General features: G+C 70.2%; 18 protein-coding genes and 1 tRNA gene. 11 read left to right on the forward strand and 8 right to left on the reverse strand.

Features of this window, described 5'->3' with window-relative positions:
• Nucleotides 1-36 precede the first annotated feature (36 nt).
• Complete coding sequence (locus tag RIF93_RS03370) at nt 37-1,311, forward strand: argininosuccinate synthase (protein WP_309088451.1); 1,275 nt, start codon at nt 37-39, stop codon at nt 1,309-1,311.
• Here RIF93_RS03370 and RIF93_RS03375 read toward each other — a convergent pair.
• Nucleotides 1,308-1,514: a KTSC domain-containing protein gene (locus RIF93_RS03375; RefSeq protein ID WP_309088453.1), complete on the reverse strand. Its 207-nt coding sequence runs from the start codon at nt 1,512-1,514 to the stop codon at nt 1,308-1,310. The genes RIF93_RS03370 and RIF93_RS03375 overlap by 4 nt on opposite strands.
• A 236-nt stretch (nt 1,515-1,750) precedes the next feature.
• Between RIF93_RS03375 and RIF93_RS03380 the strand changes: the two genes are divergently transcribed.
• Entirely contained in the window at nt 1,751-2,335 is a 585-nt protein-coding gene (locus RIF93_RS03380) for a hypothetical protein (RefSeq protein ID WP_309088455.1), read from the forward strand.
• A gap of 86 nt (nt 2,336-2,421) precedes the next feature.
• A complete protein-coding gene (locus RIF93_RS03385) occupies nt 2,422-3,024 on the forward strand; it encodes a glutathione S-transferase family protein (protein WP_309088457.1) in 603 nt (200 codons plus the stop codon).
• On the opposite strand, the gene RIF93_RS03390 is transcribed toward RIF93_RS03385, so the two are convergent.
• From RIF93_RS03390 to RIF93_RS03400, 3 genes are read right to left on the reverse strand one after another with little or no spacing between them, the layout of a single operon-like run.
• Nucleotides 3,021-3,743, reverse strand: a complete 723-nt coding sequence (locus tag RIF93_RS03390; protein WP_309088459.1) for an NIPSNAP family protein — start codon at nt 3,741-3,743, stop codon at nt 3,021-3,023. The two genes, RIF93_RS03385 and RIF93_RS03390, sit on opposite strands and share 4 nt — an antisense overlap.
• A gap of 17 nt (nt 3,744-3,760) precedes the next feature.
• Entirely contained in the window at nt 3,761-4,222 is a 462-nt protein-coding gene (locus RIF93_RS03395) for a DUF1579 domain-containing protein (protein WP_309088460.1), read from the reverse strand.
• Nucleotides 4,219-4,779, reverse strand: a complete 561-nt coding sequence (locus RIF93_RS03400) for a DUF1579 domain-containing protein (RefSeq protein ID WP_309088461.1) — start codon at nt 4,777-4,779, stop codon at nt 4,219-4,221. Before RIF93_RS03400 ends, RIF93_RS03395 begins: the two co-directional genes overlap by 4 nt.
• A gap of 85 nt (nt 4,780-4,864) precedes the next feature.
• On the opposite strand from RIF93_RS03400, the gene RIF93_RS03405 reads away from it, so the two are divergent.
• The gene (locus RIF93_RS03405; RefSeq protein WP_309088463.1) at nt 4,865-5,821 is read left to right on the forward strand and encodes a YafY family protein; all 957 of its coding nucleotides are present in this window, start codon (nt 4,865-4,867) and stop codon (nt 5,819-5,821) included.
• Between the two features lie 65 nt (nt 5,822-5,886).
• Here RIF93_RS03405 and RIF93_RS03410 read toward each other — a convergent pair.
• Nucleotides 5,887-5,961: transfer RNA gene (locus RIF93_RS03410), tRNA-Gly, on the reverse strand.
• A gap of 91 nt (nt 5,962-6,052) precedes the next feature.
• Nucleotides 6,053-6,796 (reverse strand): DUF6065 family protein, encoded by a 744-nt coding sequence (locus RIF93_RS03415; protein ID WP_309088465.1) that lies wholly within the window; start codon nt 6,794-6,796, stop codon nt 6,053-6,055.
• Between the two features lie 55 nt (nt 6,797-6,851).
• Between RIF93_RS03415 and RIF93_RS03420 the strand changes: the two genes are divergently transcribed.
• From RIF93_RS03420 to RIF93_RS03435, 4 genes are all read left to right on the forward strand, one after another.
• Entirely contained in the window at nt 6,852-7,364 is a 513-nt protein-coding gene (locus RIF93_RS03420; protein WP_309088467.1) for a YbaK/EbsC family protein, read from the forward strand.
• A 90-nt stretch (nt 7,365-7,454) separates the two neighbouring features.
• On the forward strand, nt 7,455-8,366 hold the full coding sequence (locus RIF93_RS03425) for a co-chaperone YbbN (protein ID WP_309088469.1): 912 nt from the start codon (nt 7,455-7,457) through the stop codon (nt 8,364-8,366).
• 14 nt (nt 8,367-8,380) lie between these two features.
• Nucleotides 8,381-9,040, forward strand: a complete 660-nt coding sequence (locus RIF93_RS03430; RefSeq protein ID WP_309088471.1) for an LON peptidase substrate-binding domain-containing protein — start codon at nt 8,381-8,383, stop codon at nt 9,038-9,040.
• An 11-nt stretch (nt 9,041-9,051) separates the two neighbouring features.
• Entirely contained in the window at nt 9,052-9,255 is a 204-nt protein-coding gene (locus RIF93_RS03435; RefSeq protein ID WP_309088474.1) for a Trm112 family protein, read from the forward strand.
• Here the strand turns inward: RIF93_RS03435 and RIF93_RS03440 are convergent, their stop codons facing one another.
• On the reverse strand, nt 9,256-10,518 hold the full coding sequence (locus tag RIF93_RS03440) for a UbiH/UbiF/VisC/COQ6 family ubiquinone biosynthesis hydroxylase (RefSeq protein ID WP_309088475.1): 1,263 nt from the start codon (nt 10,516-10,518) through the stop codon (nt 9,256-9,258).
• 155 nt (nt 10,519-10,673) lie between these two features.
• Between RIF93_RS03440 and RIF93_RS03445 the strand changes: the two genes are divergently transcribed.
• The 3 genes from RIF93_RS03445 to RIF93_RS03455 are packed head-to-tail and all read left to right on the forward strand — an operon-like array spanning nt 10,674 to nt 14,026.
• Entirely contained in the window at nt 10,674-11,780 is a 1,107-nt protein-coding gene (locus RIF93_RS03445; protein WP_309088477.1) for an HlyD family secretion protein, read from the forward strand.
• 9 nt (nt 11,781-11,789) lie between these two features.
• Complete coding sequence (locus tag RIF93_RS03450) at nt 11,790-13,409, forward strand: DHA2 family efflux MFS transporter permease subunit (protein ID WP_309088479.1); 1,620 nt, start codon at nt 11,790-11,792, stop codon at nt 13,407-13,409.
• Complete coding sequence (locus RIF93_RS03455) at nt 13,409-14,026, forward strand: TetR/AcrR family transcriptional regulator (RefSeq protein WP_309088481.1); 618 nt, start codon at nt 13,409-13,411, stop codon at nt 14,024-14,026. The genes RIF93_RS03450 and RIF93_RS03455 overlap by 1 nt, the downstream gene beginning before the upstream one ends.
• Here the strand turns inward: RIF93_RS03455 and RIF93_RS03460 are convergent.
• Nucleotides 13,995-14,555: a TetR/AcrR family transcriptional regulator gene (locus RIF93_RS03460; RefSeq protein ID WP_309088483.1), complete on the reverse strand. Its 561-nt coding sequence runs from the start codon at nt 14,553-14,555 to the stop codon at nt 13,995-13,997. The two genes, RIF93_RS03455 and RIF93_RS03460, sit on opposite strands and share 32 nt — an antisense overlap.
• Between the last annotated feature and the right edge of the window lie 232 nt (nt 14,556-14,787).

A 14,787-nucleotide genomic window follows, 5' to 3' on the forward strand; every position in this document is an offset into this window, starting at 1 on the left:
CCCTTCCGCACCTCATTCCGCAAGGTCTCCGCCTCGATGGCCGACAAGAAGCCCGTCAAGAAGGTCGTGCTCGCCTACTCCGGCGGCCTCGACACCTCGATCATCCTGAAGTGGCTGCAGACCGAGTACGGCGCCGAGGTCGTGACCTTCACCGCCGACCTGGGCCAGGGCGAGGAGCTGGGTCCGGCGCGCGAGAAGGCGCTGATGCTGGGCATCAAGCCCGAGAACATCTTCATCGACGACCTGCGCGAGGAGTTCGTCCGGGACTTCGTCTTCCCGATGTTCCGCGCCAACACGGTCTATGAAGGCCAGTACCTGCTGGGCACCTCGATCGCGCGGCCGCTGATCGCCAAGCGCCAGATCGAAATCGCCCGCCAGGTGGGCGCCGACGCCGTCTGCCACGGCGCGACCGGCAAGGGGAACGATCAGGTCCGGTTCGAGCTCGGCTACTACGCCCTGGAGCCGGACATCCGGGTGATCGCCCCCTGGCGAGAATGGGACTTCCGCAGCCGCGAAGCCCTGATCGACTTCGCCGAGAAGCACCAGATCCCGATCAGCAAGGACAAGCGCGGCGAGAGCCCGTTCAGCGTCGACGCCAACCTGCTGCACTCCTCGTCGGAAGGCAAAGTGCTGGAAGACCCCGCCGTCGAGGCCCCTGAGTTCGTGCACATGCGGACGATCGCGCCTGAGGACGCGCCCGACAAGCCGACCGTCTTCACCATCGATTTCGAGAAGGGCGACGCGGTCGCGATCGACGGTCAGAAGCTGTCGCCGGCCGCCCTTCTGGCCCGCCTGAACGAGCTAGGCCATGACAATGGCGTCGGTCGCCTCGACCTGGTCGAGAACCGCTTCGTCGGCATGAAGTCGCGCGGCGTCTACGAGACGCCGGGCGGCACGATCCTGCTCGCCGCCCACCGCGGCATCGAGAGCATCACGCTGGACCGGGGCGCTATGCACCTCAAGGACGAGCTGATGCCCAAGTACGCCGGGCTGATCTACAACGGCTTCTGGTTCTCGGCCGAGCGAGAGATGCTGCAGGCGGCCATCGACAAGAGCCAGGAGCCGGTGGCGGGCCAGGTGCGAGTGAAGCTCTACAAGGGCAACGTGACCGTCATCGGCCGCACCTCGCCCTACTCGCTCTATGACCAGGAGCTGGTCACCTTCGAGGAAGGCGCCGTCGCCTACGACCACCGCGACGCCGAAGGCTTCATCAAGCTGAATGCGCTGCGCCTGCGGGTGATGGCCAACCGGGACCGCCGCCGCGGCCAGCCGCTGCCGGAGCTTCCTGACGGCGAGCACTACAAGGGCTAGTTATCGAGCCGGTTGTAGGGATAGCGGTCGCGGATCTCGGCCTGGAAGAACCGGCCCTTGGAGTCGGCTTCCAGGAACGAGCGGTGCACCTCGCCCGGCACGCCGACATAGACGTACCGCTCGCCGCTCTCGAAGCGGACGAGGAGCTTCGACCGCTCGGCGTCGTAGTCGATCTCGTGGATCGCCGTGGACTCCACGTGCATCGGCGCTCTCCAAGGCCGCTGTCGAGAGCGTAACGCGCGGCCGCAAGCGCACGGTTCCCCCGGCTCCGAATAGGCGCCAAGCTCGGCTGTAGTCGTCGGGGAGGATCCGTCGCGCTCACGCACACCTGAATTCCGCGCACGCGCGGCAAATGATCGGCGGCGCAACCACAATTGCCGCAACGGGTTCAGCCCTTTACATCTCAATCCCGAGGGACGTTCGAGTTCGAGCAAGGCAAATGTCTAAGAGATCAGCCGCTTTCGCCGTGGGTCTGGCTTTGGCGGCCGGATTGGCCGCCTGCGCGACCCCCACGCCATACCAGCCGAATATTCCGGGCCAGGCCGCTTCCGGCGGCTATTCCGAGATGCAGCTGGAGCAGAACCGCTTCCGGGTCCACTTCCAGGGCAACACCCTGACCTCGCGTGAGACGGTGGAAGGCTACCTGCTGTTCCGCGCCGCGGAGCTGACGGTACAGAACGGCTTTGACTGGTTCTCCATCGTCGACCGCGCCACCGACCGCCAGACGCGCACCTATGTGGAGCCGGATCCGTTCTACCGGCCCTGGTACGGCCCGACCTACGGCTACTGGCGCCCGTCATGGCGCTACTACGGCCGCGGCTTCGGCTGGCGCACCTGGGACCCCTTCTGGGGCGACCCCTTCTGGGCCAACCGCGTCGACGTCCGCACGGTGGATCGTTACGAGGCCACCGCCGAGATCGTCATGGGCCGCGGCGCCAAGCCGACCGACGACCCGCGCGCCTTCGACGCCCGCCAGGTGATCGACAACCTGCGGCCGCGCATCCAGTACCCCGTTCCGCGCTGATACCGGCGCAGACGTGAAGATGCGGCCCTCCGGCGCTCGCCGCCGGAGGGTTTGCGCGCGCCTGCGGCCAGGCTTATCTGGCGGCCATGAAGCTGCTCTCCTCCGGGGCCTCGCCCTACGCCCGCAAGGTGGCCGTGGCCGCGCACGAGGCCGGCCTCATCGACCGCATCGAGATCGTTTCCGTCACCGTGAGCCCGGTCAGCGTGAACCCGGAGGTCAGCGCCGCCAATCCGCTGACCAAGGTGCCTACCCTGCTGCTGGACGACGGCGCCGCCCTCTTCGACAGCCGGGTGATCGTGGACTACCTGGACGAGCTGTCCGGCGGCCGCCTCGTACCGGCCGGGGCCGCACGCTGGCCCGCGCTGCGCGACCAGGCCGCCGCCGACGGCCTGATGGACGCCGCACTGCTGGCCCGCTACGAACGCGCCCTGCGACCCGAAGCCCTTCGCTGGGCCGAGTGGGACGCCGGCCAGATCGGCAAGATCGAGCGGGCGCTCGACACGTTCGAGGCGGGCTTCACGCCCAGCGCCCGCGCGCCGCAGATCGGCGACATCGCGCTCGCCTGCGCCCTCTCCTACCTGGACTTCCGCTTCGCCGACCTCGGATGGCGCAACGGCCGATCGCGGCTCGCCGCCTTCGCTGAGGCCTTCAACGCCCGGCCCTCCATGCAGGCGACGCAGCCGGCCTAGCGCAGCGCCGAGCGCGAGGTGGGGGCCAGCCGCAGCACCTGCGCCGCGCGCTCCTGGGCGTCTTCCAGCCTGGCCTTCACGGCGGCCCAGGCCGGGTCGGCCGAGAGCTTCCGCTGCGCGGCGTCGTAGGCCTGGGCGTCGTCGGTGCGGGTGAACCAGACGAACACCTTCTCGCCCTGGCGCACCGGCAGCGCCGGAAACCCGTTTGGCGACGGCTCGGGCGTGAACTGGCCCAGCACGGGCAGGCCGGCCGCCTCCAGGCGAGGCCGCACTTCGGCGTCGAAGAAGGCCGCGAAGCCCTCGTCCGGCGCCTTCCAGAGGTAGAGCACGTGCGCAGTGACCAGCCCCGTCCGGCCCGACCGCGGCCCGGGCGGCCCGAACCCTCGGCCAGGGCCCGCCGGCCGCAGGTAGAGGACGTTGTCGTTGTCCTCCAGGTACGGGTTGGCCTCGCCGCGCTTGGTCTTCCACACCGGTCCGCCATAGAAGGCCGCCAGCGCCGGCGCGCGGGCCTCGGCGCTCTCGAACTGCCGCAGCCAGGTGAAGCGGTTCGGATCGTCCAGGTCGCGGAACTGCCCCACCAGGCGCATGCCGTGGACCTCCTGCGTCTCGACGAACTCGCGGTCGAAGAACGCGGCGAAGGCGTCGCGCTGGCCGGGGATGATCTTGTACTGCCGGATTTCCAGCACCTGCGCCTGGGCGGCGGTCGCAAGCAGGCTCATGGCGATCACCAGCCCCTTCACGACCGCCTCGCGAAACGCATCGTCCAGTTGGTTTCCCAGCTGGCGCCGCCGTCCGCCGACATGGCCTGCTCCCAGGTCGCGGAGCGCGGCGTGATCTCGTGCCAGAGGAAGCGGACTTTCACGGGGCGGCCCTCGAACGTCTCGTCCGAAAAGAAGCGCCCGACGCCGCTCTCGAAGGCGCCTTGCATCGCCGGGTCGAGCTTGGGGTCGCGGCCGTCGATCCAGTGGATGGACCAGCGGCCGGCGTTGAACAGCCGAAGCGTGCAGGCTTCGTATCGGCCGGACGGCAGATCGATGACGTTCTCGTCGAAATTGCCGAGCCCACCCAGGATCGGCCGAACGCGGCAGGTCCCGGCGAAGTCCTCCCACGCGGTCTCGCCGACGAGCCGCCGCTTCAGCCGGCGGTGCGACACGTCCCAGTCGCCGTGCAGGAAGTCGAAATCGCTTGCGCCGCTCATGTCCGGCTCTCCGTCTTGCGCGTGAAATCCATGATCCAGTTGGTCTCGAAGCGGGCCCCGCCGTCCGCCGAGAAGGCCTGGGTCCACTGGGCGCGTCGCGGTCCCTGGTCCTCGTAGGTGAAGCGCACCCGGATCGGCCGACCTTCCCAGGTCTCCTCGGCGAAGAACGCGCCCTTGCGGCCCAGGAAGACGCCCACGACCGGCCTCTCCACCGCCGGGTTGCGGCCGTCGAGCCACCAGATGGTCCAGACGCCCGCCTTGGGATCGAACAGCCGCAGCGAGGTGGCCAGATATCGGCCCTGCGGATCCTCCAGGACGTTGTCGTCGACGTTGCCCAGGCCGCCCAGGATCGGGCGCACTGAGAGCGTGCCGTCGAAGCCGAACCAGGTGTTGCTGCCGGCCAGCCGCTTGGCGAGCTTGCGGTGGCGCACCGTCCAGTCGCCGTGCAGGAAGTCGAACCCCGCCGCACCGGCCCGCCGCGCCGCGGCCTGCGCGCCTCCCGGCCAGGCCGCCACGGCCGCAAGCGCGCCGGTCACCATCCTTCGATCGGGCTGCATTCCCACCTCCGCCGTTTTGCGTCGGCAAGGTTCTGGCGCAGTATAGCTGACACCGAATGTCAGCTTTCTTGGGACAGGATCGGAAATGCTCGCCAGCCGGCTCCTCTCCATCCTCCTGACCCTGCAGGCGCGCGGCCGGGTGACCGCCAAGGCGCTGGCCGAACAGTTCGAGGTGTCGGTCCGCACCATCTACCGCGACATCGACGAGCTCTCGGCGGCGGGCGTGCCGGTCTACGCCGAGAAGGGCCGCAACGGCGGCTTCGCCCTGCTGGACGGCTATCGCACCCGCCTGACGGGGCTGGACCGTCCCGAGGCCGAGGCGCTGCTGCTGGCGGGCCTGCCGGGCGCGGCCGCCCAGCTCGGCCTTGGCGAGGCCCTGGCGCGCACCCGGCTGAAGCTGATGGCCGCCCTGCCCGAAGCAGCCCGCGACGACGCCGAACGGGTGGCCCAGCGTTTCCACCTGGACCCGGTCAGCTGGTTCCAGGCGCCCGACGAGCACCGGATCCTGCCCGAGCTTGCGCTCGCGGTCTGGAGCGGCCGGACTGTCAGGCTGCGCTACGACAGCTGGAAGGCGGTGGTGGAGCGCGAAGTCGCGCCCCTCGGCCTCGTGCTGAAGGCGGGTCTCTGGTACCTCGTGGCCGCGGTCGACGGCGCGCCCAGGACGTATCGGGTGGCCAGCATCCTGGATTTCGAGGTGGGCGAGCCCGCCTCACCGGCCGCTGACTTCGATCTCGCCGCCTACTGGGCCAAGTTCCGCGACGGCTACGAGGCGCGCATGCAGGCTCTGACGGCGACGGTGCGCGCCAGTCCTGAGGCGCTGCGCGTGCTGGCCCGCGCCAGCCAGGCCGCGGCGTCGGCCGTGCAGCGGGCCGCACCGCCGGACGCCGCCGGCTGGCGCGAGGTCGAGATCCCGATCGAGTCCGAGACCCAGGCGGTCTGGGAGCTGCTCCGGCTGGGACCACGGATTGAGGTGCTGGAGCCCGCCAGCCTGCGCGAGCGGCTGAAGGCCGCCGCCGCCGAGGTCAGCGCCCTCTACGCCTGAACGGCGGACGCACGGAAGTCCGGCCCCGGAGGGGGACGGTCAGCCGTCGAGATCACTTGGAAAAATGGAGCGGGCGAGGCGATTCGAACGCCCGACCCCAACCTTGGCAAGGTTGTGCTCTACCCCTGAGCTACGCCCGCGCTCCGCGGAGGTCGTGACCGGCCTCCAATTGCGAGGCGGGCCTTATGGCAGAGGGCTTTTCGGTTTGCAAGCGCCCGAAATGGAGGAATTTCATCCGCCGAATTTCGGCGTCTTCAGCCGGCGCTTGTTGACGTGGCCCTGCGGCGCGGGCGCCACCTCCTCGGGGAACTCGCCCTTGAAGTAGTAGCGCTGCCAGGCCTCCTTGGTGGCCTCGGGGTCGCCGCGGAAGATCTTCTGGTTGAACTCGGACCGATGCCGTTCCCAGACGTCGTACTGGTGGCGCAGCTCCGGGTTCGTATCCATGCGCCGGATGACCGGCTGGATCTCGTGCAGCGGGTGATCCTGCAGCAGGGTGATGAAGCAGAACGGCTCGCCCTTTTCGAAGCGCACCTTGCCCGGGCGGGTGAAGATCCAGTTCATCGTGAAGGGGAACGGCAGCCAGTCGGTCTCGACGACGCCGGCCAGCGGCTGGATGCCGTCCTTCACGTGGTTCGGCGGCCCCATCACCCACATCGACCAGCCGGGCGGGGTGCGGAACAGGTACCCCGAGTGGAAGGTCAGAACGCCGTGGCTGAAGTGGCTGGACGCCAGCGTGTGGAAGTCCGGGTGCGGGTGGTCGGGCCGAAGCGTGATGTCCTGCTGGTGGACCCCGCCGTTCCACTCGGCCGTGAACGCCACCGGCGAGAGCAGCTCCCACCCCGAGGTGTTGGCCATCGACAGCGGCAGGCAGCGGTAGGGGTGCCGGGCCGCGAAGCGGTCCATCCAGGCGCGGTCGGGCCGCCCGGGGACCAGTTCCGGCGGGTGGCGCGATGTGGGGTAGCACTCGAGTTCCATGGGGGACCCTTAAAGCCCCCCTCGCCTTCCCGTCCAGTTTCGGTATGCAGCGGCCATGAAGACGAAAGACGACTTGCTGGCCTTTTTCGACGAGATCGGGGTCCAGCATGCCACCCACGAGCACCCGGCGGTCTTCCGGGTCGAGGAGGGCGAGGAGATCAAGGCGCGGATTCCGGGCGCGCACACCAAGAACCTGTTCCTGAAGGACGCCAAGGACCAGCTCTGGCTGATCTCGGCCGAGGGCCACGCGGTGATCGACCTGAAGCGCCTGCACCATGTGATCGGCTCGGCCCGCCTGTCGTTCGGCAACGCGGCGCTGATGGAGGAGACCCTGGGCGTGACGCCGGGCTCGGTCACCGCCTTCGCCCTGATCAACGACAGGCGCCGCCGCGTCCGCTTCGTGCTGGACCGGACGCTCGCCGAGGCCGAGCTCGTCAACTTCCACCCGCTGACCAACACCGCCACAACCACGGTCAGCGGCGACGCCTTCCGGCGCTTCCTGTCGGCGATCGGGGTCGCGCCGATGGTGGTGGACTTCGAGGCCATGGCCGTGGTGGAGAACGCCTGACGGCTTCGCGTTGAAGCCGGCCAGGCTTGCGACCATCTTTCGGGCGAAGCGTTCTTTGCGAGCGCAAGTGGGACAAGGGAACTTCAGGTCATGACCCTGATCGGGGAGACCGGCGCGGCGGCCGGCGGCGTCAACAAGGCCGACATCATCAAGGACGGGACCGACGCCAGCTTCGTCGCCGACGTCATCGAGGCGTCGAAGACCACGCCGGTGATCGTGGACTTCTGGGCCACCTGGTGCGGCCCTTGCCGCCAGCTGGGCCCGGCGCTGGAGAAGGCCGTGACCGCCGCCAAGGGCGCGGTGAAGCTCGTGAAGATCGACATCGACCGGAATCCGGCCTTCGCAGGCCAGCTGCGGGTCCAGTCGATCCCGGCGGTGTTCGCCTTCGTGGACGGCCGCCCGGTGGACGGCTTCATGGGCGCCCTGCCCGAAAGCCAGGTGAAGCAGTTCGTCGATCGCCTGGCCAAGCAGGGCGGCGGCGGCTCGCCCATCGACCAGATGCTTGAGATGGCGAAGGAGTCCCTCGAACTGGGCGACCTGGGCGGCGCGGCCCAGGCCTACGCCCAGATCCTGCAGGCCGAGCCGCAGAACCTGAAGGCGCTGGGCGGCCTCGCCCGGCTCTACCAGCAGGCCGGCGATCTGGAGCGCGCCCGCGAGGTGCTGGCCATGGCGCCCGAAGGCGCCAAGGACCCCGACCTGGACGGCGTGCGCGCGGCCCTTGCGCTCGCCGAGGAGGCGCCCTCCGAGACCGCCGAGTTCGAGCGCCGCCTGGCGGCCGACGCCGACGACCACGAGGCCCGGTTCGAGCTCGCCAAGGCGCTCGCCGGCCAGGGCCAGATGATGGAGGCGGTCGACGAGTTGCTCGAGATCGTGCGCCGCGACCGCGCCTGGAACGACGAGGCCGCGCGAAAGCAGTTGCTGACCATCTTCGAGGCGGCGGGGCCGATGTCCGAGGTCGCCAAGCAGGGCCGGCGCAAGCTCTCGGCGCTGCTGTTCAGTTGAGAACGGAGGCCGGCATGGCCCCCTACCGCAAGCTCGCCGACCTCCCGCAGGTCATCCCGATCTTCCCGCTGGACGGCGCCCTCCTGCTGCCCGGCGGCGACCTGCCGCTGCAGATCTTCGAGCCGCGCTACCTCAACATGATCGACGACGCCATGGCCGGCGACCGGGTCATCGGGATGATCCAGACCAAGCCGGGCGGCGACCGCACGCGGCCCATCCTGCAAAGCGTCGGCTGCGCCGGCCGGATCACCAGCTACGCCGAGACCTCGGACGGGCGCTATCTGATCACCCTCTCGGGGATCTGCCGCTTCGACGCGGGCGAGGAGCTGATCCTGCGCACGCCGTACCGCCAGCTTCGCGCCAGGTACGACCGGTTCGAGGGCGACCTCGCCCGCGACGAGGAGCGCGAGGCGCCGACCGAGGCGCGCAACCGGTTCGCCGGCGCGCTGAAGCGGTACCTGAACCGGCGCGAGCTGGACATCGACTGGGAGACCGCCAGCACCGCCCCGCTGGAGGCCCTGGTCAACAGCCTCTGCATGGGCCTGCCGTTCGAGCCCGCCGAGAAGCAGGCCCTCTTGGAGGCGCCCGACCTGATGGACCGCTTCGACACTCTCACTGCGCTGCTCGAGATCGACGCCAGCGAGCCGGATGACGACCGCCATCAGGTGCAGTAGAGGGGTCGCGCATGGAAGACCTGCCCGCCCTCGAAGTCGACGTCGACCCGCGCCTCCTGGAGATCCTGGTCTGTCCGGTGACGCGCGGCGTCCTGGAGTACGACCGCGACAAGGCCGAGCTGATCAGCCGCCAGGCGCGCCTCGCGTATCCGGTGCGCGACGGCGTGCCCATCATGCTGCCCGAGGAAGCCCGCGAGCTGGGCGAGGGCGAATAGCTAGAGCGCCTCGCCCCGCAGCAGCCGGGGCAGGTCGCCGACGGCGCCGCCGGCCTCCTGCATGAAGAACCGGCGCGCGGGGGCGACACGGTTCACCGCGGCCATGCCCACGCCGCGGACCAGCCGCACCAGCGGATTGTCGTTCGAGAACAGCCGCACGAAGGCGTCCATGCCCGCCGACAGGGTGACCGTGTCGAAGCGCCGCCAGGCGGCGTAGCGCTCGAGGACCGCCTCAGAGCCGATGTCCTCGCCCAGGCGGGCGGCGTCCACCAGCACCTCGGCCAGGGCGGCGGCGCCCTTCAGCCCCAGGTTCAGTCCCTGGCCGGCGATCGGATGCACCCCGTGCGCCGCGTCGCCCAGCAGGGCCACGCGCGGACCCGAGAACCGCTCGGCCAGCTGCAGGCTGAGCGGATAGGTGAAGATCGGGCCCTCCACGGCGATCCCGCCCAGGAATTCGCCGAACCGCCGCTCCAGGTGCGCCTGGAAGACCTCGGGCCGGGCCGACTTCAGCGCCGCGCCTCGGACGTCGCTCTCGGTCCAGACCAGGCTCGCCCGATTGTCCGTCAGGGGCAGGATGGCGAAGGGGCCGCCAGGCAGGAAGTACTCGTGCGCAACGCCCTCGTGCGGGCGCTCCATGCGGACCGTGGCGACCACGCCCGTCTGGGCGTAGGGCCAGCCGACCACGCCGATGCCGGCCGCCTCGCGCACGACCGAGCCGCGCCCCTCGGCGCCGACGACCACCGGAACGCTCAGCACCCGTCCGTCGGCCAGGCTCACGCGCGCCGCCCGAGGACCGAACTCGCAGGCAGCCACGCGGGCGGGCGCCAGGACCTCGATCCCTTCGGCGCGGACGGCTTCGCCCAAGGCGGCGCGGATGTGTCGGTTCTCCAGCAGGTAGCCCAGCGGCTCACCCTCGGAGCGGTCGGCGATCTCGTCGGAATCGAAGCGCAGGATGAACGGGGTCTGGGCGCCCGCGGCCGCGCCCGGCGTCCGGCCGTCGGTGACCAGGATCTGCTCGATGCGCTGGGCGTGCGGGTCTAGGGCGTCGGCCAAGCCCAGCGCGCGCCACTGGCGGTAGGCGGCGTAGGCGATGGCCGAGGCGCGCCCGTCGAAGGTGGGCGCCAGCTGGGCGTCGAACGCCACCGGATCGATCAGGACCGGCTTCAGCCCGCCCCGGCGCAGCGCCACGGCCAGGGTCGCGCCCGCCATCCCGGCGCCGGCCACGATGACGTCCGCCTGCAGCTCTTCCGCAAGTCCGCTCATGCGCGACCGTTACGCCACCGCGCCGCCGGCCGCCAGATGCGCGCGAAAGTTGGACGCCGACGTCCATTTTTGCCTTGTCCCCCGTCGGCGGGAGGCCTATCTCGGTGCTGGATTGGACCCGTCAGTCCAATTTTGGGATTTTCAAGGTTCGCGTCATGCCGGGGCTGCCGAAGAAGCGTGTGGTGACATTGGCCGCCGGCGGGGCCGCGGCGCTGGCCGTCGCGATCGGCGGCGGGGTCTGGTGGATCGACAAGCAGCGGTACGAGACCACGGACAACGCCTTCGTCCAGGCCGACACCGTCACCATCGCCCCTCTGGTGGACGGCTACGTGGCCGAGGTGCTGGTGGGCGACAACGAACCGGTTCGCCCAGGCCAGGTCCTGGTCCGGATCGACCCCGCGACGATCAAGGCGCGGCTCGCCCAGGCCGAGGCGAACGCCCAGGCGCTCGAGGCCGCCGTCCAGCAGGTGGACGACAAGGTCAGGCTCGAGCAGGCGATGATCGCCCAGAAGGCCGCGGCCGTGAACGCCGCTCGCGCCGAGGCCGGCCTCGCCGCCGCCGAGCTCAACCGCTATGGCCAGCTCGCCCAGGCGGGCTGGGTCTCGACCCAGCGGGCCCAGTCCGCCCGCGCCGCGCAGCAGCAGGCCACCGCCGCCGTCGACCAGGCGGCCGCCGCCCTGGAGGCCGAGCGCCGCGCCGCCGCCTCGCTGGGCTCGGCCCGCGCCCAGAGCGTCGCCCAGGTCGCAGCGGCGCGCGCCGCCGTCGAGCAGGCCCGCATCGACCTCTCCCGCACCGAGGTCCGGGCGCCGACCGCCGGCGTGGTGGGCGCGAAGGGCGTCCGCGCCGGCCAGTACGTGCGGCCCGGCGTGGCGCTGATGAGCCTGGTGCCGCTGGGCGACGCCTATGTGGTCGCCAACTTCAAGGAGACTCAGGTTTCCCGCCTGCGCATCGGCCAGCCGGTGGAGATCCGCGCCGACGCCTTCGGCAAGGAGGTGATCAAGGGGCGGGTCGATTCCTTCGCCCCGGCCACGGGCGCGGAGTTCGCCCTGATCCCGGTGGAAAACGCCGTCGGCAACTTCACCAAGATCGCCCAGCGCCTGCCCGTCAAGATCGCCGTCGACCGCCGCCAGCCGCTGGCCGGCGCCCTGCGTCCCGGTCTGTCGCTCAAGGTGAAGGTCGACGTGACCGAGGACACCGGACCCAGCTTCGCGGAGGCCGGGCAGCTGCCGACCCGCTACGCCCAGCAGGGCGCCTCGCGCTAGCCGCGCGCGATGAGCGACGCCGTCCTCCATCCGGACAGCCAGGCGGCCAAGGCCGCCCACCCGATCCAGTTGGGCGCGGGCGGCGAGCACGTGGACTGGACGAAGGTCTTCCTGGGCTTTGGCGGCATGGTCATCGGCCAGTTCATGGCCATGCTGGACATCCAGATCGTCGCCAGCTCGCTCACCCAGATCCAGTCGGGCATCGGCGCCACCAGCGACGAGATCAGCTGGGTGCAGACCATCTACCTCCTGGCCGAGGTGGTGATCATGCCGCTGACCGCGTACCTGACGAAGATGTGGGGCACGCGGCCGTTCTACGTCGTGGCCTGCGTCGGCTTCGTGATCACCTCGGTGTTGGTCGGCCTCTCGTCCTCGGTCGGCATGATGATCTTCTTCCGCGCGCTGCAGGGCGTGTTCGCCGGCGCGATGATCCCGCCGATCTTCGCCACGGCCATGACCATCTTTCCGCCCGAGCGGCGGATCACCGCGAACGTCATCGTCGGCCTGATCGTGACCCTGGCGCCCACGGTGGGCCCCACGCTGGGCGGCCACCTCACCGACCAGCTGGACTGGCGCTGGCTGTTCTTCATCAACGTGCCGGTGGGCGCCCTCGTCGTGTTCCTGGTCTGGCGCTACGCCCACTTCGACCGCGGCGACCCCAGCCTCTCGAAGGGCATCGACTGGTGGGGCCTGGGCCTCATGACCGTCTTCCTGCTGTCGATGCAGTACGTGCTGGAAGAAGGGAACAGCGAGGGCTGGTTCGAGGACGACCTGATCCTGTGGCTGGCGGTCACCGCCGTGCTGACCGGCGTCGTGTTCATCTGGCGCCAGCTCACCTACTGGCAGCCGATCGTCTCGCTGAAGCCGTTCCGCGACCGCAACTTCAGCCTGGGTATCGTGATGACCTTCATCTCCGGCGCCAGCCTGTTCGGCGGGACCTTCCTGCTGCCGATCTTCCTGGGCCAGATCCGCCAGTTCTCATCCTCGGACGTCGGCACGGTGATGCTGGTCTCGGGCCTCACCATGTTCCTGAGCGCGCCGCTGGCCGGCCGGGTGGTGCGGATGGTGGACGCGCGCATCTCGATGGTCTTCGGGTTCGCGCTCTGCGCCTGGGGCATCCAGCAGGGCGTGCGGGTCACGGACGAGTGGGGCTTCAACGAGTTCCTGGTGCTGCAGATCGTGCGCGGCGTGGGCTCGATGATCGCCATGATCGCCGCCCAGCAGATGGCGGTCGCCAGCCTGCCGGTGACGATGATGAAGGACGCCTCCGGGCTGATTAACCTGATCCGCAACGTCGCCGGCGCTATAGGCTTGGCCGTGCTGTCCACCATCCTCAGCCACCAGGGCGCCGTGCACTACGCCGACATCGCCGCCGCGGCCTCCAGCGCTCATGCGCCGACGGCCAGCCTGTTCGACGGCCTGACCCAGATGATGACCGAGCGGGGCATGGCCGATCCCGAGGGCGGCGCGCGCAAGGCGCTGTCGATGATGATGCACCGCCAGGCCCAGACCCTGGCCTTCGGCGACGCCTTCGGGGTGCTGGCGCTGGGCTGCTGGATCGCGGCCGTGCTGGCGCTCTTCGCCAAGGGCGGCAAGCCGATGGCTGGCGAGGCCGGAGGCGGTCACTGATGGCCCGCGTCATCGGACAGATCGACGTCGCCAAGAGCGAGGCCATTCTGGACGCGGCCCTGGGCGTCTTCGTGGAGCGGGGCATCTCGGCGCCCATCGAGGAGATCGCCCGCCGCGCCGGCGTGTCGAAGCAGACGATCTATAACCACTACGGCTCCAAGGCCGAGCTCGTGAAGGCGCTGACGGCCCGGCGCGTCCACGAGATGGTGGCGCCACTCGAGACCGAAGAGGGCGTGGCGGACCCCGAGCAGGCCCTGAGGGGCTTCGCCCGCGTCCTGCTGGACAAGCTGCTCAGCGACCGCTCGCGCGCCTTCCTGCGGATGGCGATCCTGGGCGCCGCAGACGCGCCGGAGCTTGGCCGCGCGGTCTGGGAGGCGGGCCCGCGCACCAGCCGCCTGCGACTGGCCGAATTCCTGGACATGGAGACCAAGGCGGGCCGGGTCGCCTGCCCCGATCCGATGGAGGCCGCCGAGTTCTTCGCCGGAATGGTGATCGGCTCGTATCAGACCGCCGCCCTGCTGGGCGTCGATCGGCCGCTGAACGAGGCGGCCGTGGAACGCATCGCCTCCGAGGCCGCCCGCCGGTTCATGAAGGCCTACGCGGCCGGGGCTTCGTAAGCTCGGGCCAGGCCAGCAGCGCGCCACGCGCCACCTGCATGAGGGCGTCGTAGTCCGCGCCGTCGCGCGCCTGGATCGCCATTCCGTTCTGGACGGCGACGTAGAAGCGCGCCATCGCCGCGGTATCGACCCCCTCGGCGAGGTCCCCTTCGGACACGGCGCGGTCGAAGCGGGCCTTCAGCTGGTCGAAGGAGGTTGCGCGGCGCGCCCGCATCTCTTCGGCGACGCTCGGCTCCTCGGCATCGGCGTGCAGGCCGCCCAGCACAATCATGCAGCCCCGCGGCTTGTCGGGCCGGGTGAAGCTGCGCGCGGTCCGCTCCAGGAACTGCGCCACCGCCTCCAGGGCGTTGGGCGCGTCCATGGCCAGCCAGATGTCGCCCTCGACGTCGCCGTAGAGGTCGCAGGCCTCGCGGAACAACTGCTCCTTGCTCCCGAACGCCGCGTACAGGCTGGGCGGCGACAGGCCCATCGCCTCGCCCAGGGCCGCCACCGAGGCGTGCTCGTAGCCCCGGGCCCAGAAGAGCTCCATCGCCCGCCGGAGGGCGGCGTCCCTGTCGAAGCTTCGCGGGCGGCCTCGCGCCATCCGGACCTCAAATCTGTAGCAGTCAATACATAAACCCTTGAACGCCGGACTCAAGCCGCCACGTCTGTAGCGCTCACTACAGAAATGGAGGCACGATGATGCTCGAGAACAGGACGGCTCTGGTGACTGGCGGCAGCCGTGGGATTGGGGCGGCCATCGCCCGCCGGCTGGCGCGGGA

It is taken from the genome of Phenylobacterium sp. (genome assembly GCF_031181185.1).
GTDB lineage: Bacteria > Pseudomonadota > Alphaproteobacteria > Caulobacterales > Caulobacteraceae > Phenylobacterium.